At 64.7% G+C, this 17,752-nt stretch carries 17 protein-coding genes; 12 read left to right on the forward strand and 5 right to left on the reverse strand.

The window, feature by feature from the left end:
- Positions 1-20: 20 nt before the first annotated feature.
- Both J8I35_RS30065 and J8I35_RS30070 read right to left on the reverse strand, forming a co-directional pair.
- Positions 21-452, reverse strand: a complete 432-nt coding sequence (locus J8I35_RS30065) for a PGDYG domain-containing protein (RefSeq protein ID WP_124556894.1) — start codon at positions 450-452, stop codon at positions 21-23.
- A gap of 133 nt (positions 453-585) precedes the next feature.
- Positions 586-1,137 carry a Spy/CpxP family protein refolding chaperone gene (locus J8I35_RS30070; protein WP_050015462.1) on the reverse strand — a complete coding sequence of 184 codons (552 nt, stop codon included), beginning with the start codon at positions 1,135-1,137 and terminating at the stop codon, positions 586-588.
- A 247-nt stretch (positions 1,138-1,384) separates the two neighbouring features.
- Here J8I35_RS30070 and J8I35_RS30075 point away from each other — a divergent pair, with 247 nt between their 5' ends.
- Entirely contained in the window at positions 1,385-1,849 is a 465-nt protein-coding gene (locus J8I35_RS30075; protein ID WP_006481526.1) for an Lrp/AsnC family transcriptional regulator, read from the forward strand.
- A gap of 490 nt (positions 1,850-2,339) precedes the next feature.
- Positions 2,340-3,440, forward strand: coding sequence for a saccharopine dehydrogenase C-terminal domain-containing protein (locus tag J8I35_RS30080; RefSeq protein WP_034181371.1), 1,101 nt, complete (start codon positions 2,340-2,342; stop codon positions 3,438-3,440).
- Between the two features lie 121 nt (positions 3,441-3,561).
- Here J8I35_RS30080 and J8I35_RS30085 read toward each other — a convergent pair whose 3' ends face one another.
- Positions 3,562-4,179, reverse strand: a complete 618-nt coding sequence (locus J8I35_RS30085; RefSeq protein WP_050015459.1) for an ATP-binding protein — start codon at positions 4,177-4,179, stop codon at positions 3,562-3,564.
- Positions 4,176-4,322, reverse strand: coding sequence for a cytochrome bd-I oxidase subunit CydX (gene cydX / locus J8I35_RS30090; protein WP_063772904.1), 147 nt, complete (start codon positions 4,320-4,322; stop codon positions 4,176-4,178). The genes J8I35_RS30085 and cydX overlap by 4 nt, the downstream gene beginning before the upstream one ends.
- A gap of 200 nt (positions 4,323-4,522) precedes the next feature.
- Here cydX and corA point away from each other — a divergent pair, with 200 nt between their 5' ends.
- Positions 4,523-5,500, forward strand: a complete 978-nt coding sequence (gene corA, locus J8I35_RS30095) for a magnesium/cobalt transporter CorA (RefSeq protein ID WP_050015565.1) — start codon at positions 4,523-4,525, stop codon at positions 5,498-5,500.
- A 40-nt stretch (positions 5,501-5,540) separates the two neighbouring features.
- On the opposite strand, the gene J8I35_RS30100 is transcribed toward corA, so the two are convergent.
- Complete coding sequence (locus J8I35_RS30100; protein ID WP_050015457.1) at positions 5,541-5,834, reverse strand: YciI-like protein; 294 nt, start codon at positions 5,832-5,834, stop codon at positions 5,541-5,543.
- A 457-nt stretch (positions 5,835-6,291) separates the two neighbouring features.
- Between J8I35_RS30100 and J8I35_RS30105 the strand changes: the two genes are divergently transcribed.
- The 9 genes from J8I35_RS30105 (at position 6,292) to J8I35_RS30145 (ending at position 17,752) form a co-directional block, all read left to right on the forward strand.
- Positions 6,292-6,780 carry a YbaK/EbsC family protein gene (locus J8I35_RS30105; RefSeq protein WP_050015455.1) on the forward strand — a complete coding sequence of 163 codons (489 nt, stop codon included), beginning with the start codon at positions 6,292-6,294 and terminating at the stop codon, positions 6,778-6,780.
- Positions 6,781-7,711: 931 nt separating this feature from the next.
- Positions 7,712-8,413: an energy transducer TonB gene (locus J8I35_RS30110; RefSeq protein ID WP_050015453.1), complete on the forward strand. Its 702-nt coding sequence runs from the start codon at positions 7,712-7,714 to the stop codon at positions 8,411-8,413.
- Positions 8,414-8,499: 86 nt separating this feature from the next.
- Positions 8,500-9,405 carry a MotA/TolQ/ExbB proton channel family protein gene (locus J8I35_RS30115; protein WP_209928529.1) on the forward strand — a complete coding sequence of 302 codons (906 nt, stop codon included), beginning with the start codon at positions 8,500-8,502 and terminating at the stop codon, positions 9,403-9,405.
- Positions 9,406-9,425: 20 nt separating this feature from the next.
- Positions 9,426-9,848: a biopolymer transporter ExbD gene (locus tag J8I35_RS30120; RefSeq protein WP_209928532.1), complete on the forward strand. Its 423-nt coding sequence runs from the start codon at positions 9,426-9,428 to the stop codon at positions 9,846-9,848.
- A gap of 81 nt (positions 9,849-9,929) precedes the next feature.
- On the forward strand, positions 9,930-10,361 hold the full coding sequence (locus J8I35_RS30125; RefSeq protein ID WP_050015447.1) for a biopolymer transporter ExbD: 432 nt from the start codon (positions 9,930-9,932) through the stop codon (positions 10,359-10,361).
- 16 nt (positions 10,362-10,377) lie between these two features.
- Positions 10,378-11,568, forward strand: a complete 1,191-nt coding sequence (locus tag J8I35_RS30130) for a tetratricopeptide repeat protein (protein WP_209928535.1) — start codon at positions 10,378-10,380, stop codon at positions 11,566-11,568.
- 308 nt (positions 11,569-11,876) lie between these two features.
- Entirely contained in the window at positions 11,877-12,452 is a 576-nt protein-coding gene (locus J8I35_RS30135; RefSeq protein ID WP_050015443.1) for a cupin domain-containing protein, read from the forward strand.
- A 353-nt stretch (positions 12,453-12,805) separates the two neighbouring features.
- On the forward strand, positions 12,806-15,631 hold the full coding sequence (locus J8I35_RS30140) for a TonB-dependent receptor (RefSeq protein WP_209928537.1): 2,826 nt from the start codon (positions 12,806-12,808) through the stop codon (positions 15,629-15,631).
- Between the two features lie 240 nt (positions 15,632-15,871).
- Positions 15,872-17,752, forward strand: a complete 1,881-nt coding sequence (locus J8I35_RS30145; RefSeq protein WP_050015439.1) for an extracellular solute-binding protein — start codon at positions 15,872-15,874, stop codon at positions 17,750-17,752.

Consider the following 17,752-nt stretch of genomic DNA (forward strand, 5'->3'; position numbering starts at 1 on the left):
GCGTGCCGGCGCGTGACGCGTTACGCGTCGCGGTAGACCTGCGCGAAGCGCTGCGCCTGCACGACGCCGTAGTCGCCGGGCGCGTATTGCATCACCCAGTCGCCGGCCACGCCGCGCAGCGTGTCGCCGTTTTCCGAGCGGGCGATCGTAAACGGTTCGTCCATCCGGCGCGCGAGCACGACGGCCGGCCGGTTGCGGTAGGCGCCCGCTGCGCCGTGCGCGAGCGCCGGATCGGCGGGCAGGTATTTGGCGTCGAAGCGCGCGCGCGACACGACCCAGCGGTCGCCGGTCGAGCCGGTGATCAGCGCGTCGCCCGTCACATAACGGTTCGGGCCTTCGAGGCTCATCAGTTCGCCGTCGGCGTCCGCGAAGGACACGGCGACGGTTTCGTCCTTGACGACACGACGGGCCTGCGGATCGGTACGCAGATCGAGTTGCTTGAGTTCGAGCATGGCGGGGAAGGGCGGGAAAGCGGGAAAAGCCGGGAGCTTATCCCGAATTCGGCGCGCCGTGTGACGCGCCGTCGCCGATCGCGGCGCGGCGCCGTTCGGCCCGAGCGGGCCGGCACGGCGCCGGCGGGGCGCGTCAGGGCTGCGCCGGCGCGCTCGCGGCCGGCGCGGCGGCCGCCTTGCCTTCCTTGCCCTTCGTCCTGCCCTTGCCGTGGTGCTCGCCGCCGTGGTGCAGCCAGCTGCGGAAGGTCGTGTCGGCCAGCGCCTTCTGCTCGGCCGGGAAGCTCTCGTAGAGCGGCGCGAACGCGTCGGCGAGCTTCTTCGCGCCGTCGGCATTCGCCTGCGACAGTTCCGCATACTGCTTGATGTCGTCGAGCGCGGACACGTCGTGCTTGGCCATCCGTTCGCTGTAGAGGCGGCCCATCGTGGCGCCGTTGTCGCGCATCGTATCGGCGAACGTCTTCCATTGCGGCTCCTGCGCCGACGTGATCTTCAACTGGTCGTGCAGGTACTTGATGCGCTGCTCGGTGCGCGCTTCGTGGCGTGCCGCGCGCTGCTCGGCGCTCGGGGCCGATGCCGCGGCCGTCGTGGCCGGCGCCTGGGCCGGTGCTTGCGGCTGCGCCGGGGTTTGCGCGAATGCGCTGGCTGCAACGACGAGCGTGGCGAGGGTGAGCGAGATTTTCTTCATGGTTGGCTCTCCGGGGTGGTGTCTTGCGAGCGGGCGCGGCGGCCATCGCCGCCGGCGCGCCTCTCGCGTCGTCGTTATTAGTAGCACGTTGCCTGCGGGGCGGCAGTGAATGCGACACTTGCTTACATCCGATACGAATCGAAATCGACGGTTCGAATCCGGGCCATGCCGGTTGGGCGCGCCGGCGTTCGGCGCTATCATCGCGTCACTTTCCACTCCGCCGGCACGTGCGTGCCGGCCCAGCGTCATGCGTCCACCCCGCCTCGACCAACTCGACGATCTCGACCGGCAGCTCGTCGCGCTGCTGCAAGCCGATGCGCGCGCGAGCGTCGCGGATCTCGCGCGCCAGCTCGACGTGGCGCGCACGACGGTCGTCGCGCGCATCGCGCGGCTCGAACGCACCAACGTGATCGCCGGGTACAGCGTGCGGCTCGGGCAGGACGTGCTCGACGCGAGCATCTATGCGTACGTCGGCATCATCCTCACGCCGAAGTTCGGCAAGGACGTATTGCGCAAGCTAGACCGGATGCCGGAAGTCCAGCTGCTGTGCGCGGTGAGCGGCGAGTATGACTACGTCGCCTGGCTGCGCGCCGATTCGCCCGAACGGCTCAACGATCTGCTCGACCAGATCGGCACGCTCGAAGGCGTCGAGCGCACGACGACGTCGATCATACTGTCGCGCAAGATCGATCGCGGGACGATCGGCGGCTGACTTGTTGCTGCACGCGGCGCCGTGCATGACGGCACGCGTGCATGCACCGCGCAGGGAGCGGTGCATCACAGGTGCTCGGCTTGACGACGGGTACGTCTCCGCTCGCATTCGTATTGGCCTTCGTCGTACTTCATGATCGACACGGATGACCGCGGTCGTCCCTTCGCGCATCTCTCCCGAATCTCCTTTCGTATTCCGCTTTGACCGGCGTGTTGCATCTTGACGCACGGTCAGTGCGTGCGTCCGATGTCACGCGGTGTGTCCTCGTTTTCGTCCTCGCAATGCGCAACCGCCAACGGCCGGTTTGCGGCAGTGCCTCTACGCGATTTTTAGATGAATTGGTCGTTTAGACGAAATGTATCGTCATAACGTCGAAACTACAGGTCGTTTCGCATCATTCTTCGTCTTGGAACTGATTTTGAGCGTCCCTACACTGTGTCCATGGCTCAACGCCGTCCACAACACCAACCCATCATCAGGAGATAAGCGCATGAAAATCGCCATCGTCGGCGCAGGTCTGATCGGCCACACCATTGCTCACATGCTGCGCGAAACGGGCGACTACGAAGTCGTCGCGTTCGACCGCGACGCGGATGCGCTCGCGAAGCTATCGCGCGAAGGCATCGCGACGCAACGGGTCGACTCGGCCGACGCGAATGCGATTCGCGAAGCGGTGAAGGGCTTCGATGCGCTCGTCAACGCGCTGCCTTACTACCTCGCTGTCAACGTGGCCGCCGCTGCGAAGGCCGCGGGCGTTCATTACTTCGACCTGACCGAGGACGTGCGCGCCACCCATGCGATCCGCGAACTGGCCGACGGCTCCGACCGCGCGTTCATGCCGCAATGCGGCCTCGCGCCGGGCTTCATCGGCATCGCCGCGCACGAGCTCGTGAACGGCTTCAGCGAAGTGCGCGACGTGAAGATGCGCGTCGGCGCGCTGCCCGAATATCCGACCAACGCGCTGAAGTACAACCTGACGTGGAGCGTCGACGGCCTGATCAACGAATACTGCCAGCCGTGCGAAGCGATCCGCGACGGCCGCAAGCAGTGGGTGCAGCCGCTCGAAGGCCTCGAGCACTTCTCGCTCGACGGCACCGAATACGAAGCGTTCAACACGTCGGGCGGCCTCGGCACGCTGTGCGAGACGCTGTCGGGCAAGGTCGAGACGCTCGACTACAAGTCGGTGCGCTACCCGGGCCACCGCGAACTCGTGCAGTTCCTGCTGGAAGACCTGCGCCTGTCGACCGATCGCGACACGCTGAAGTCGATCATGCGCCGCGCGGTGCCGTCGACGAAGCAGGACGTCGTGCTCGTGTTCGTCACGGTGACGGGCGTGAAGGACGGCCAGCTGGTGCAGGACGTGTTCACGCGCAAGATCTTCGCGAAGGACGTGTGCGGGATGCACATGAGCGCGATCCAGATCACGACGGCCGGCGCGATGTGCGCGGTGCTCGATCTGTTCCGCGAAAAGAAGCTGCCGCAGAGCGGTTTCATCCCGCAGGAAAAGGTGTCGTTGAAGGCGTTCCTGTCGAACCGCTTCGGCAAACTGTACGAAGGCGGCACGATGGAGCGCGTGCACGCGGTCGCCTGACCGTCGTTATCAGACGATTCGCCAGCCCATCTCCGGCACGAGGGCCGTACGACGCCGGGAGCGCAGCAGCGCTTCCGGCGTTGTTTTTTGGGAGAAGCGGGAACGGCGGCGGGCGGCGCGCTCAGGCCGGCAGCGGCGGGACGATCGTCGCCGGTTGCGGCGGCGGCACGATGCGGTGCAGCAGCGCATCGATGTCTGCGTCGGACGGCGCGGTGTTGTCGAACATCACGATGCCGTCGCATTCGCGGCCGGTCGGCACGAAGCGGCGCTGCCGGTATTCGTCCCAATGCGCGAGCTTGTACGCATCGTTCGGATTGGCGCGCGCGACGATCCGCTGGTGCGCGACGTCTTCCGACGTGTGGACCCAGACGACCGTCAGCGTGACGTCGGGCGCGATGCCGAGCCATGCGCGATCGAGGATGCGCCGGTCGCGCACTTCGCGCGACAGCGGGCCGACGACCAGTGCGCCGATGCCGAGCGCGAGATTTTCACGGGCCGTGTCGAGCAGGCCCTGGTATTCGGGATCGCGAAGATGTTTCAGGTAGAGCGGGCTGTCGCGGTCGTTCGGATCGTCCGTGAGCGCGCCCATCGCGGCCGCGCTGTAGCGGCCGTACAGCGTGTCCTTGTCGAGCAGGCAGAACGCCTCGCCGGTCGCGCGCATCAGCGGCCCGATGAGCCGCTTTGCGAGCGTGGTCTTGCCGGTGCCGGCGTGACCGCAGAAGAACACGAGATGCGTCACGAATACCGGCTCCCCGCCTCCTGGCGCGACGTGTCGCTGCGCTTGTCGCCGCGCGAGAACACTTCCGCTTCCAGCCACATCGCGTTGATGATGCCGAAGCCGAGCGCCACGCCGATGCCGAGTATCCACGAGAAATACCACATAGGTCTGTCTCCTTGACGGTGGGGGCGCACGGTCGTTGTGCATTGCGCAACGCAGGCCCGGCGGACCTGTCGACGTGCCCCGACGCGCGTGCTGCGGCGCACGCAGCACGATCATGACCAATATCGGCGTACCGCGCAAGCCGGTCCGTCCGTGCAGCAAACCGGTAAACTGATGCGCAAACCGCAACATCGTGGACAACATGCTGATCAACTGCGCTGCTTACCAGGACGGCCGCAAGCTGGCCGATATCGACATCGACGCCATCAGCGATTACGTGTCGAAGCCCGAATGCTTCGTATGGGTCGCGCTGAAGGATCCGACGCCCGAGGAAATCGACCTGATGGGCGAGGAATTCGGGTTGCACGAGCTGGCGCTCGAGGACGCCCGCAAGGGACATCAGCGGCCGAAGATCGAGGAATACGGCGATTCGCTGTTCGCGGTGCTGCATACCGTCGAACTCGAGGATGACGGCGAATTCAAGGTCGGCGAACTGAACGTGTTCGTCGGTCCGAATTACGTGCTGTCGATCCGCAACCATACCGAGCACGATTTCCGCGACGTGCGCAAGCGCTGCGAGCGGGAGCCGCATCTGCTGCGGGAGGGGTCGGCGTTTGTGTTCTACGCGTTGATGGACCAGGTCGTCGACCGGTATTTCCCGATCCTCGAAACGCTCGGAGCCGAACTCGAGGAACTCGAGGATCGCATCTTCGCGAAGGCGACGCCTGCGTCGTCGCGCGCGATCATCGAGGATCTCTATTCGCTGAAGCGCCGGCTCGTGCTGCTGTACCAGCACACGGCGCCGCTGATGGAGCCGCTCGCGAAGCTCACCGGCGGGCGCGTGCCGCAGGTCTGCAGCGGGATGGCGGCCTATTTCCGCGATGTGTACGACCATCTGCAGCGGATCGTGAAGACGATCGAAGGGCGCCGCGAGATGGTCGTCACCGCGATCCAGGTCAACCTCGGGATGATTTCGCTCGCGGAGAACGAGGTGACCAAGCGGCTCGGCTCGTTCGCCGCGCTGTTCGCGATACCGACGATGATCGCCGGCATCTACGGGATGAACTTCGCGAACATGCCCGAGCTGCACCTGAAATACGGGTTCTACGGCTGCATCGCGGTGATGGCCATCGCCGATCTCGCGCTGTGGTGGCGCTTCAAGCGGGCAGGGTGGCTGTAGGGCCTGTTCACGCTAATAACGGGCTTGCGCAGGCCCGATTTCACGCGGGACGCGGCGCGTGCTTGCCGACCACGACGCGCCACGGCCGCACGCGCCACGACTTCACGAGGCCGTTCTGCACGTACGGATCGGCGCGCGCGAACGATTCGGCCGCTTCCGGCGAATCGCCTTCGAACACGAGCACGGCCTGATCGGCCGGCTCCGCCAGCGCGCCGGCGAGCACGAGTTCGCCGCGCTCGGTCGCGGCCTGCGCGAGCGCGAGATGCTCCGCACGGAACGCGTCGCGCCGCGACAGGTAATCGTCGACGAGTTCGTAGATCAACTGGTAATGCATGATCGCTCCAGGAGTCGGTTTCCGCCGCGGGAGGGTGGGCGGCCGGCTCAGTATAGGGCACCGGGAAAGCCGTTGGCGACGGGGTTGGCTGGCGTGCCTTGGGGTGCACGCTTCGGAACAATGCGTGCCCGCGGGTATCCTGGTGTTCTTCCTAGAATGCAACTAACGGTCTAGTTTCTCGACATCGGCTAATTGCCGGGCGCGACCGCATCTACGTGCGCACTGCCCAAAATCTGTCTGCAGAAGTGAGGGTCTGCGAAACGTATTCCGGGGCCCGATTTCACATGCCGGCGAGGGCGGGCGGCCCGGATGGAAACTGAGGGCGGCGGCTGCCGGGCCGGGTGGACTGGCGTCGCACACGAGCGTTTCCATTGGGCCGAAATGCGACCTATGCTGAACGAATCCGGAGCGAACGCCGTTCGCCCGATTGACCCGATTCGCCCAGACGAGGTGCGCCATGCCGGTCTCAGCCACCCTGCAGGATTGCCTGCGCCAGAAGTCATCGCGGTACGAAGTCGTGTACCACCCCTATAGCCATACGAGCATGGAGACGGCCGCCGCCGCGCATATTCCCGGCGATCGCCTCGCGAAAACCGTGCTCCTCGAGGACGCCGAGGGTTACGTCGCCGCCGTGCTGCCGACGACGCACGCCGTGCGTCTGTCGGATCTCTGGGTGAAGACGGGACGCCATCTCGTGCTCGCCCGCGAGGTCGAATTGCGCGAGTTGTTCAAGGATTGCGACATGGGCGCGCTGCCGCCGGTGTGCATGGCGTACGGGATGAAGACGTTCCTCGAGGAGCACCTCGCGCAGCAGCCGGAAGTCTATTTCGAGGCCGGCGATCATGAGGCGCTGATTCACATGACGCAGGACGAATTCCTGATGCTGATGGAGACGGCCGAGCGCGCGCATTTCTCGCACCGGATGCAGGGGATGATGCTGTCCTGAGCGATGCCGGGCGTTCGTCGAGGAAGGATGCGCGCGGGCATTTTCCACCGGTTCGGTGAGGGGGAGATGCCGGTGCGCGCTGAGGGCGGGGAATGAATTCATGCTGATACGGCGGAGTCCTGAGTCGAAAATTAGATTGGTTGTGCGAATCATTTAATGGAAACCGGACGAGCAGGGAGATCTATTGCTTTTGATTTGGAATCCTTGATATATGGTCGATGCGAGCGCCATCCGAGCATCGCCGAGCCGCCGTGGAATCGGCTAGAGCCTGTTCGCGCGGATGCAAGCCCGTTCCCGGCATGCGTGGGCTGTGGCCTCGCACGGTATGCATGCGCGGCAGTGGTTCATCGGCTGCCGTCGCCGGGCGCGCCCACGAAACACATCCGGCAACACGCGCACCGAGCGGGCCAATTCGGTGCGCCGCACTAAACTGGTGATTATTTATGCACAAGTCACTAAATGAGTGCGATACCATACAAATCAATTACTAAATCAATGAAAAATGATTCATGAAGTTTACTAACTCGTTATTCGAGTAATGCCTCCAAACTTTGTATTCGGCTATCAAATAAAGTTTGACGCCCAAATTTTTTCCTTGCTATCTTCTGCACCCAAGACGAACGGCTTGGCTGACATCGGCGTGTAACGAAGATCCAATCGTCATGCGAAAAGTGTGACTATGTCGACGCAGCTGAAAATTGCCTGAATGCGCTGGTTCGGGGTAGACGCCGGATAGGGCGGCTATCCCGTTGCGGTTGAAACGATTCCTTGAAATTGCACAAATCAGGATCCGGATTCGATGCTTTCAATTCGGATTGCCAATTGAATTAAAAATGAAATTTCGGGTTGAGGCGGAGACGGAACCGATCCGGTTCCGGCGCCGGCCATCATCGCGAAACTGGGCGATTCGCTTGGGGGAAGGATAGTGGGCATGAAAGTCGAAGAGCATCTGGTTGCTTCGAACAGCGGACTGGCCACGCTGGGCCGTCCGCGGGAATTCGGCAAGAAGCAGCAGAATCCGGTGCGCCGTTTCGGCGGCATCGCGGTCGTCCTCCTGTTGCATGCAGTGCTGATCTACGCATTGCTCAACGGCCTCGCGACCAAGGTCGTGCAGGTGATCCAGCATCCGATCGAAACCCGCATCATCGAGCCGGTGAAGCCGCCGCCGCCCCCGCCGATGCCGGTCGTCAAGCTTCCGCCGCCGAAGTTCGCGCCGCCGCCGCCGCCGTTCGTGCCGCCGCCCGAAGTGCCGGTGCAGGCGCCCCCGCAGCAGGCGACGATCACGCACCAGTCGGCCCCGGCGCCGTCCGCGCCGGCGGTGCAGGCGCCGGTCATCGCACCGCCCGCGCCGGCCAAGCCGGTCAGTCACGAAGTCGGGGTCGTCTGCCCGAATTCGGACTCGATTCGCGCGTCGATGCAGTACCCGAAGGAAGCGCAGGAAAACAACATCACGGGCGACGTGACGATCGAGTTCGTCGTGGATGCGGAAGGGAACATCACGAACGAACGCGTGGCCCAGTCGGCCGACCCGGTGCTCGATCGTGCGGCCTACAACACCGTGAAGCGCTTCAAATGCGTGGCGCAAGGCCAGGCAGTGCGGGTCCAGGTGCCGTTCTCGTTCAATCTGAATTGATGCAGTGGGCGGTCCGGCGGGAGCCGGACCGGGGAAAACCGGCTTGAACTCAAATCGTAAGTTTAACGAAAGAATTGGAGTGGGGTATGACGAAACGTTCTCTGGCCGCGCTGGCGGCAAGCCTGTTGATGTCCGTCGCTGCGATCGACGGGCTCGTTGCGCCGCAACTCGCTTACGCGCAAGCGAGCGGAGCCACGGCGACATCCGACGCGTCGACACAGGCCGCGGCGTCGACGCAAGCGCCCGCCGCCGCCGAGTCGGCCCCGCCGCCGGCGCCGGCCGCGACCGAAGCGGTCGAGAATCCGTACGGGCTCGGCGCGCTCTGGAAGAACGGCGACTTCGTCGCGCGCTTCGTGCTGATCCTGCTCGTGATCATGTCGATGGGGAGCTGGTACATCATGATCACGAAGTTCGTCGAGCAGTTGCGGGCTAACCGCCGCGCGAAACTCGCCGACGCGCAGCTCTGGAGCGCGGCGTCGCTGGCCGAGGGCGCGAAGCTGCTCGACGAGGCGTCGCCGTTCCGCTTCATCGCCGAAACGGCGATCGAGGCGGGCGAGCATCACGACGAGGCGCTGCTCGAAGCAGTGGACCGCAACACGTGGATCGACGTGTCCGTCGAACGCTCGATCACGAACGTGTCGAACCGCATGCAGGACGGGCTCGCGTTCCTCGCGACGGTCGGCTCGACCGCGCCGTTCGTCGGGCTGTTCGGCACGGTCTGGGGGATCTATCACGCGCTGACGGCGATCGGCATCGCGGGGCAGGCGTCGATCGACAAGGTCGCCGGCCCGGTGGGCGAGGCGCTCATCATGACGGCGATCGGCCTCGCGGTCGCGGTGCCTGCCGTACTCGGCTACAACTTCCTGGTCCGGCGCAACAAGTCGGTGATGGAGCGGGTGCGCAACTTCGGCGCCCAGCTGCATACCGTGCTGCTGGCCGGCAGCAAGCGTCCCGCTCGCGTGCCGTCGGCCGCCGCGTCGCTCGTGAACTGACCGGCTGACGGAGGCGCGCGATGGGCATGAACGTCGGGCAGGACGAAAGCGACGAGGTGATCGCGAACATCAACACGACGCCGCTCGTCGACGTGATGCTGGTGTTGCTGATCATCTTCCTGATCACGATTCCGGTCGTCACGCACACGATCCAGCTGCAGTTGCCGAATGAGGTCGTGCAGCCGCTGCAGACCACGCCGAAGAGCGTCGAGATCGCGGTGAACCGCGACGGCGATTTCTTCTGGGGCGAGCAACGGGTGGACGCGTCGGCATTGCTCGCGAAGCTGAAGGGGGTGTCGCAGCAGCAGCCGCAGCCGAGCGTGCACGTGCGCGGCGACCAGAACACGCGCTACGAGTTCATCGGCCGGGTCATCACGATGTGCGAGCGCGCGGGTATCGCGAAGGTGTCGTTCATTACGGAACCGCCGGCGCGTGGTGGTTAACGTTGCGTGGGAACGGCATACGCGCCGCTGCCGATCGACGGCGACGCAGCGGATCGGAGCAGGCATCGACAGGAGCAGACGATGGGAATGAACGTGCCTTCGGGCGGGGGCGGCAGCGAGCCGGACGTGATGGTCGACATCAACACCACGCCGCTGATCGACGTGATGCTGGTGCTGCTGATCATGCTGATCATCACGATCCCGATCCAGATGCATTCGGTGAAGATGGACCTGCCGGTGGGCAATCCGCCGCCGCCCGCCACACAGCCGGAAGTCGTGCAGATCGACATCGACTTCGACGGCACGACGACGTGGAACGGTGCGCCGGTGCCGGACCGCGCGGTACTCGAGGCGAAGCTGACGCAGGTCGCGCACGAGCCCGTGCAGGCGGAGATCCATCTGCGGCCGAACAAGCTGGCGCCGTACAAGGACGTGGCGGCCGTACTGGCGTCCGCGCAGCGCGTGGGCGCGACGAAGATCGGCCTGATCGGAAACGAGCAGTTCATGCAATGACGGGACAGGTCGATCGATGAACCAGCGACGATGGAAACGGATGATGGCGCTGACGACGCTCGGTGCGGCCTGCTTGCTCGGCCGGCCGGCGTGGGCGGCCGACGCGTTGCGGCCCGATGTGGCGAAGCCGTTGGCGGCGGCACAGGACCTGTATCGCGCGCACAAGTATCGCGACGCGCTCGGCAAGATCGCGCAGGCGGCCGCCGTGCCCAACCGCACGCCGTATGAAACCTACATGGTTGAAGCGACGCGCGGCGCAGCGGCGATGGCGGCCGGCGATACGGGCGTGGCCGCGCAGGCGTACGAAACCGTGCTGAATTCGGGGCGCCTGTCGGGCGAGGACGAACAGCGGACGACGGCGGCGCTCGCGGGGATCTACTTCCAGCAGAAGAACTATCCGCAGGCGATCCGAATCGCGCAGCGCTACCTGAAGGCGGGCGGCACGGATCCGGAAATGCGTACGCTGCTCACGCAATCGTATTACCTGTCGAACGATTGCGGCCAGGTCGTGAGCCAGTTGAAGGCAAGCGCGGACGCACAGGTGAAGGCCGGCCGCGCGCCCGACGAAGGGCAGTTGCAGATGCTCGCGACCTGCGCGCAAAAGAGCAAGGATGCCGGCGCGTATCGCAGCGCGCTCGCCATGCTGGTGGCTTATCATCCGAGCCCCGCGTACTGGGAGGAAATGGTCTCGGCGATTCGCGGCAGCCCCGGTTACCTGTCGTCGCTCGACCTCGACATCTACCGGCTGCGCAGGGCGACGGGCTCGCTGACGACGGCCGACGCCTATATGGAGATGACGCAGCTCGCGCTGGTGGCGGGCACGCCGGCCGAAGGCCGGCAGGTGATCGACCAGGGTTTCGCATCCGGCGTGCTGGGCAAGAATGCGCAGGCGGACCGCGAGAAACGGCTGCAGGCGCTGGCCGCGAAGCGTGCGCAGTCGGGCGCGGACGCCCCCGATCCGGTGGCGCCGATCGACGTCGGCATGAATCTGGTGTTCGCGGGCCACGCGGCGCAGGGGCTGTCGATGATGGAGCAGGCGATCGCGAAGGGCGGGCTCGAGCATCCCGATGCGGCGCGGCTGCGGCTCGGCGAGGCGTACTACGTGGCGGGCCAGAAGGCGCACGCGGTCCAGGTGCTGCGCACCGTGAAGGGTGCCGACGGATCGGCGGATCTGGCGAAGCTCTGGACGGTCGTCGTGTCGCGGTAAGGCGACGCCGGCGGACGCAGGGGGCAGAGGCGGGATGGGCGCCGTACGGCATACACGTGCCATTGCGGCCATCTGAAGGCAGGGAAGTCTGACTGGACGAGGAAAAAGGGGCAGTCTTGTTAATTAGTAAACCGAATGAAATGAGCGAGAATCGCGCGACCACGAATCGGGCATCCCGTTTCGCGCCGCGTGCGACGTGCGCGCGGCGGCGAAGGGCCGTTCAGCCTCGCGTCGCGGCGGCAGCCTCATGGCGTCGGACAAGGCCTGCCGACATCAAACCGATTTCGATTGAGAGGGTCCGTTATTCCATGGTCTTGCCTCCCGATGAATCGGTGCTCGTTGCGGTTTCGCTCGGCAACAAGATCCGCGCGCTTCGGCAGCGGCTGAAACTCACGCTCGACGAAGCGGCCACGACGGCAGGGATCTCGAAGCCATTCCTGTCGCAGGTCGAGCGCGGACGCGCGACGCCGTCGATCACGTCGCTGGTCCGAATCGCTAAGGCGCTCGGTGTGACGATGCAGTACTTCATCGACACGCCGACTGAGGCGCGCTCGGTGTGCCGCGGCGACGCATTGCAGTATTTCCAGTTCGCGAACTCGGCGAGCTCCTTTGCGCGGCTGACGAATCTCGTGGACGGTCGCAAGCTCGACGCGATTCTCGTCAGGATACCGGCGGGGCAGTCGCCGTCTGAAGTGACGACGCATGCCGGGGAGGAGTTTCTCTACGTGATGCGCGGAAGGGTCGTGCTCACGCTGGAGGATTGCACGTTCGTGTTGAGCGCGGGCGACACCGCGCACTACGAGTCGACGCTGCCGCATGCGTGGCACAACACGGCCGACGAAGAGGCGGTGATCGTCTGGGTCGGTACGCCGCGGCTGTTCTAGCGCAGGCGCCAGGTGCTGCACGCCGCGATGCAGGAGAAGTACCCGATCGATGGAAGGCAGCACGCAGTATGGCGCGCGAGCATTTTCGTCGACGGCGGGGCTGGGCTCGCCATCCCTCGAATCGGAAGTGGCAGGAAGCGCGCTCAGGACATGTAGTAAGTAGCACGAATCGAAATATAAAGAGAGGGTGATGCCGAGTGGCACGGGTGCCCTGAGGCCGATCCGTTCGAGTCACGGCAGTCGGAAGAGTGGCTATCGCGGGTTCCGTTAGACGGGCACCCAGGACGCGCAAGGAATTCACAAGGTTCCGGCACGCAGCAGGCGGGGTCTTACTACGAGCGAGAGGGAACAAGATGAAGCAGAGAGTTTTGGCGTTGGCCATCAAGAGGATAGTCTGGGCGGAACTGGCGCTGACGGCCGCGCTGGTGCCGCCGGCGTTCGCCCAGAGCCAGCCGGCGCCGGGCGCCGCATCGATCGCGGATGCGGTCGCGGACGGCGCACCGATGACCGTTGCACAGGCGGACGGTGCGACGAGCGCTGTCGCTGCCACGGGCGCCTCGGCGTCCGGTGCGGCAGCCGAGGCGACGCCTGCCACGCCCGGCGCGAACGGACAGGGCAAGGTCGCGCAGATCAAGCGGTTCGAAGTGACCGGTTCGCTGATCCGGCAGGCCGACAAGGTCGGCTTCAACCAGGTTCAGACCGTCACGAGCAAGGACATCGAGAACAGCGGCCAGACCAGCGTCGCTGACTACCTGCGCAGCACCTCGGCCAACTCGGCAAGCAGCTGGAGCGAGGGCTCGACGAACAGCTTCGCGCCGGGCGGCGCAGGTATCGCGCTGCGCGGCCTCAGCGAGAAATACACGCTGGTGCTGATCGACGGCATGCGGGTGTCGCCATATGCGTTCGCAGTGAACGGCAGCGATCAATTCTTCGACCTGAACACGCTGCCGCTCAACATCATCGACCGTATCGAAATTGTCAAGACAGGCGCGGTGTCTCAGTATGGTTCCGACGCAATCGCGGGCGTGGTCAACATCATCACGAAGAAAAACTTTCAGGGTCTTGAATTGGGGGGCAGCTACGGTGGCGCAACGAACGGTGAAGGCGGCCAGGGCACGACGAAGTTCAGCATCCTCGGCGGCTTCGGTGACCTGAACGCCGACCGCTTCAACGTGACGGCGGCGGCCAGCTACTACAAGTCGAACGGCATCTCGATCGCCGATCGCGACACGACGCAGAACCAGAACTTCTCCAATTTCCCGGGCGGCTTGTCGAACCAGAGCGTCTCCTACTGGCGCAATCCGACCACCGGTGCGAAGGTGCCGCTGAGCCCGTGTCCGAACGGAGGCCAGGCCGTGCCGGGCACCTCCGTCGCGCAGGTCAACGGTCCCGGCACGGTCTGCGCAAACAACACCGCGTACGCATCGTCGCTGTCGCCGTGGACTGAACGCCTGAGCGCGAAGGTGCACGCCGACTTCAAGATCAACGACGCGATGCAGGCGTTCGCCGATCTCTGGGAAAGCAACAATACGACGGTCACGAACAACTTCGTCGGCCGCCTCGGCAACAGCACGCAGACCTATGATCCGTCAACGGGCGGTCTCGCGCCGATTTCGAACCTTGTGCCGGGCAGCAACCCGTATAACCCGTTTGGCGTGCCGGCCAAACTGGTCTACGCATTCCCGGCCGCGCAGGCCGTGCATACGAGTTCCAACTTCTGGCGTGCCGCGACAGGCGTGAAAGGCTCGTTCAGCACGCCACGCGTGGGGGATTGGGACTGGACGGCGTCCTACACGCATTCGCAGGACACGGTGTCGAACAACTATTCGAACCTGATCAACGCGGCCGCACTGGAAAATATCGTCCAGAACGGCGTGTTCGACTTCGCCAATCCATCGTCGACACCGAACGGGTTGAACGGACTGTACGGAAGCACGTCGACACAGGCCATCACGAAGCTCGATGCTGTCGACGCGACGCTGTCGACGCCGAACCTGTTCACGTTGCCCACGGGTAACGTCGGCCTGGGTCTCGGTACGCAATTCACGCACCAGAGCCAGTACATCGGTACGGGCGCGGACTACGCGAATGGCACGCTCATCCAGCCGTCGCTGCAGTCGGTCAACGGGGAGCGCAACGTCGCGGCGGTCTACTACCAGATCGACATTCCTATCCTGACGAACCTGACGTTCAGCCAGTCGGGGCGCTACGACCACTACAGCGACTTCGGTGGCGCGTTCTCGCCGCGCTTCGCGTTGCGCTTCCAGCCGATCCGCGAGCTGACGATGTACGGTTCGTACAACCGTGGCTTCCGCGCACCGACGCTGATCGAAAACACCTCGTCGAGGACCTACGGCGCGCAGGGCGCGGTCGACGCGAACGATCCTAACAACCCGAACGCATACAACCTCGTCGAGGAAGTGCAGACCGGTAACAGCAAGCTGCAGCCGGAGCGGACCAAGAACTACAACATCGGCTTCCAGCTGTCGCCCACCCGCAATACCGATTTCGGCTTCGACTGGTACAAGATCCACATCGACAACGTGATTGGCACGGAAGACATCCAGACGGTGGTCGACCAGAACGATCCGTCGAAGGTGATCCGTAACCCGAACGGCTCGATCGCGTATGTGCTGCTGCCGTATATGAACCTGTCGTCGCTCGATACGGACGGCTTCGAGACCACCTTCCGCCAGTCGGTGTCGACCAAGATCGGTACTTTCACGCTGTCGGGTGACTGGGCCTACGTGTGGCACTTCAAGATGCCGGTGGGCGGCGAGACGACCGACTTCGCGGGCAACAACGGTTCGCTGAACGAGCCGTTCGGCGGCAGCTTCCCGCGCTGGAAGGGCAACACGAGTCTGAACTGGAACTACCACAACCAATGGAACGCGACGTTGACGTGGATGTTCACGGGACCGTACAGCCAGGCCATCCTGTCGCCGGGCCAATATCCGAACATGCAGGACAGCGTGGCTTCGTACAGCCAGTTCAATCTGATGGTCAGCTACACCGGCTTCAAGCATTGGACGATCTATGCGGGCATCGACAACATCTTCAATCGTGCGCCGCCGTTCGACCCGGTTTATATGAACGCGAGCTACCAGACGGGCTACGACACGTCGCTGTACACGTATGTCGGTCGATTCGCGCAGGTTGGCGCGACCTACAAGTTCTGATGGCGATTGCGATGCACCGATAGGCTTTAGACCGGCCGCTCCACGTCCACCTCCCCATTTTTTGGAGCGGCCCTTTTTCGCCTGGCGCCACGACGGCCTGCAACCGGGACGTGCGGCGATGCAGTTCGCAGGATCGTTTTCAGCACGAACAACCAGTGGGATGCAGGTGGCACGCGGCAACCTGCACAGGAATCTACCGCGCGCAGGCCTCGCGCCCGCACGCTTTCGGACAGACCGACCATGAAACTGTTGAAATGGCGATGGGCAGGCGTGCCGCGCGCGGCGCTGTTCGCATGCGCCGTGCTGCTCGTGTCGGGTAGCGCCATGCCACGTGCGGCGCTCGCGGTGTCGGCGATCGCGCAATACGACCAGCCGAAATACCCGCCGGACTTCGCGCATTTCGATTATGCGGACCCACAGGCGCCGGACACTGGCGCGCTCAACTTCGAAAACTACGACGAAGCGCAGAGCTACGACTCGCTGAACCCGTTCCTCGTGCGCGGCTCGCCCGCACCGGACATCAAGAACCTGATGTTCGACACGCTGATGCAGCGCAGCTGGGACGAACTCGCGTCCGAATACGCGTTGATTGCCGACGACGTCGAGGTGGCGCCCGACGGGCAGTCGGCCACGTTCCACATCAACCCGGCCGCGCGCTTCTCGAACGGCGACCCGATCACCGCGGCCGACGTCAAGTATTCGTTCGATACGCTGACGAGCCCGCAGGCGTCGCCGCTGTACAACGCGCAGTTCTCGATCATCCGGCGCGCAGTGGTCGTCGACGGCCACACGATCCGCTTCGAGTTCAGGCACGCGGAGCGCGACGCCGCGCTGATCGCGGGCGACCTGCCGGTGTTCTCGCCGAAGTGGGGGCAACACGCGGACGGTACGCGGCCGCCGTTCGACCAGATCGCGAACGAGCCGCCGATCGCGAGCGGCGCGTACCTGATCGAGCAGCGCAGGAACGACAAGCAGATCGCGTACGTGCGCAACCCGCACTACTGGGCCGCGAACCTGCCGTCGCGGCGCGGGATGTTCCGTTTCGCGCGCGTGTCGTTCAAGCTGTATCTCGACCAGTACACGGCGCTCGAGGCGTTCAAGGCCGGCGATGTCGATGCGCGAATGGAGTACAGCTCGACGCAGTGGGCGCGCAAGTACGTCGGCAAGAATTTCGGCAACGGCATGCTGAAGAGGGGCGAGTTCCCGGACGGCCCCGCGCAGATGCAGGGCTTCCTGATGAACCTGCGCAAACCGATGTTCCAGGACGTGCGCGTGCGGCACGCGCTTGCGCTGGCATTCGACTTCGACTGGATGAGCCGGATGATGTTCTACGGGCAGTACCGCCGCACCAACAGCTTCTGGGACGCGAGCCCGTTCGCCGCGTCGGGCATGCCGAGCGCGAAGGAACTCGCGCTGCTCGAACCGTACCGCTCGACGCTGCCGCCGGAGGTGTTCGGCCCGATGGTCAAGCAGCCGTCGACGTTGCCGCCGGGCTCGCTGCGCGCGAACCTCAAGCAAGCGCGCGACCTGCTCGCTCAGGCCGGCTGGCACTACCGGGACGGCGCGCTGCGCGACGCGAACGGCACGCCGATGTCGATCGAGATCATCGACGACCAGCCCGGCATGGATCGCCTGATCCTGCCGTACACGCAGGCGCTCGCGACGCTCGGCATCCATGCGTACCTGCACGAGATCGACAGCGCGCTCTACCAGAAGCGGCTCGACAATTTCGAGTACGACATGACGACGTATATCTACTCGCCCGTGACGATCCCGGGCGCGGAACTGACGCGTCGTTTCGGCAGCGAGGCCGCATCGCAGCCCGGCTCGGAGAACTATCCGGGCGTGAAGTCGAAGGCCGTCGATGCGCTGATCCGCGCGGCGCTTGCGGCCAATACGCTCGACGATCTCGAGACGGCCACGCACGCGCTCGACCGCGTGCTGATCAACCTGTACGTGCTGGTTCCGCAGTACTACATGCCGAACGCGCGGATCGCGTACAAGACGACGCTCGGCCATCCGCCGGTCGTGCCGGCTTCCTATCAGTACGAGGACTGGATCATCGACTACTGGTACGTGAAGAAGCCGGTAGCACGGCCACAACCCGCCGCGGCGGCCTGA

Origin of the sequence: Burkholderia sp. CpTa8-5 (genome assembly GCF_017815045.1) — a bacterium.
Lineage (GTDB): Bacteria > Pseudomonadota > Gammaproteobacteria > Burkholderiales > Burkholderiaceae > Burkholderia > Burkholderia sola.

What these genes read in the sequence shown, in the direction of transcription:
- corA (WP_050015565.1), top strand. Translation starts at nt 4,523, where the DNA reads ATGCTGATCAACTGCGCTGCTTACCAGGACGGCCGCAAGCTGGCCGAT.
- cydX (WP_063772904.1), bottom strand. Translation starts at nt 4,322, where the DNA reads ATGTGGTATTTCTCGTGGATACTCGGCATCGGCGTGGCGCTCGGCTTC.
- J8I35_RS30065 (WP_124556894.1), bottom strand. Translation starts at nt 452, where the DNA reads ATGCTCGAACTCAAGCAACTCGATCTGCGTACCGATCCGCAGGCCCGT.
- J8I35_RS30110 (WP_050015453.1), top strand. Translation starts at nt 7,712, where the DNA reads ATGAAAGTCGAAGAGCATCTGGTTGCTTCGAACAGCGGACTGGCCACG.
- J8I35_RS30125 (WP_050015447.1), top strand. Translation starts at nt 9,930, where the DNA reads ATGGGAATGAACGTGCCTTCGGGCGGGGGCGGCAGCGAGCCGGACGTG.
- J8I35_RS30120 (WP_209928532.1), top strand. Translation starts at nt 9,426, where the DNA reads ATGGGCATGAACGTCGGGCAGGACGAAAGCGACGAGGTGATCGCGAAC.
- J8I35_RS30130 (WP_209928535.1), top strand. Translation starts at nt 10,378, where the DNA reads ATGAACCAGCGACGATGGAAACGGATGATGGCGCTGACGACGCTCGGT.
- J8I35_RS30100 (WP_050015457.1), bottom strand. Translation starts at nt 5,834, where the DNA reads ATGCATTACCAGTTGATCTACGAACTCGTCGACGATTACCTGTCGCGG.
- J8I35_RS30135 (WP_050015443.1), top strand. Translation starts at nt 11,877, where the DNA reads ATGGTCTTGCCTCCCGATGAATCGGTGCTCGTTGCGGTTTCGCTCGGC.
- J8I35_RS30145 (WP_050015439.1), top strand. Translation starts at nt 15,872, where the DNA reads ATGAAACTGTTGAAATGGCGATGGGCAGGCGTGCCGCGCGCGGCGCTG.
- J8I35_RS30105 (WP_050015455.1), top strand. Translation starts at nt 6,292, where the DNA reads ATGCCGGTCTCAGCCACCCTGCAGGATTGCCTGCGCCAGAAGTCATCG.
- J8I35_RS30070 (WP_050015462.1), bottom strand. Translation starts at nt 1,137, where the DNA reads ATGAAGAAAATCTCGCTCACCCTCGCCACGCTCGTCGTTGCAGCCAGC.
- J8I35_RS30140 (WP_209928537.1), top strand. Translation starts at nt 12,806, where the DNA reads ATGAAGCAGAGAGTTTTGGCGTTGGCCATCAAGAGGATAGTCTGGGCG.
- J8I35_RS30115 (WP_209928529.1), top strand. Translation starts at nt 8,500, where the DNA reads ATGACGAAACGTTCTCTGGCCGCGCTGGCGGCAAGCCTGTTGATGTCC.
- J8I35_RS30075 (WP_006481526.1), top strand. Translation starts at nt 1,385, where the DNA reads ATGCGTCCACCCCGCCTCGACCAACTCGACGATCTCGACCGGCAGCTC.
- J8I35_RS30080 (WP_034181371.1), top strand. Translation starts at nt 2,340, where the DNA reads ATGAAAATCGCCATCGTCGGCGCAGGTCTGATCGGCCACACCATTGCT.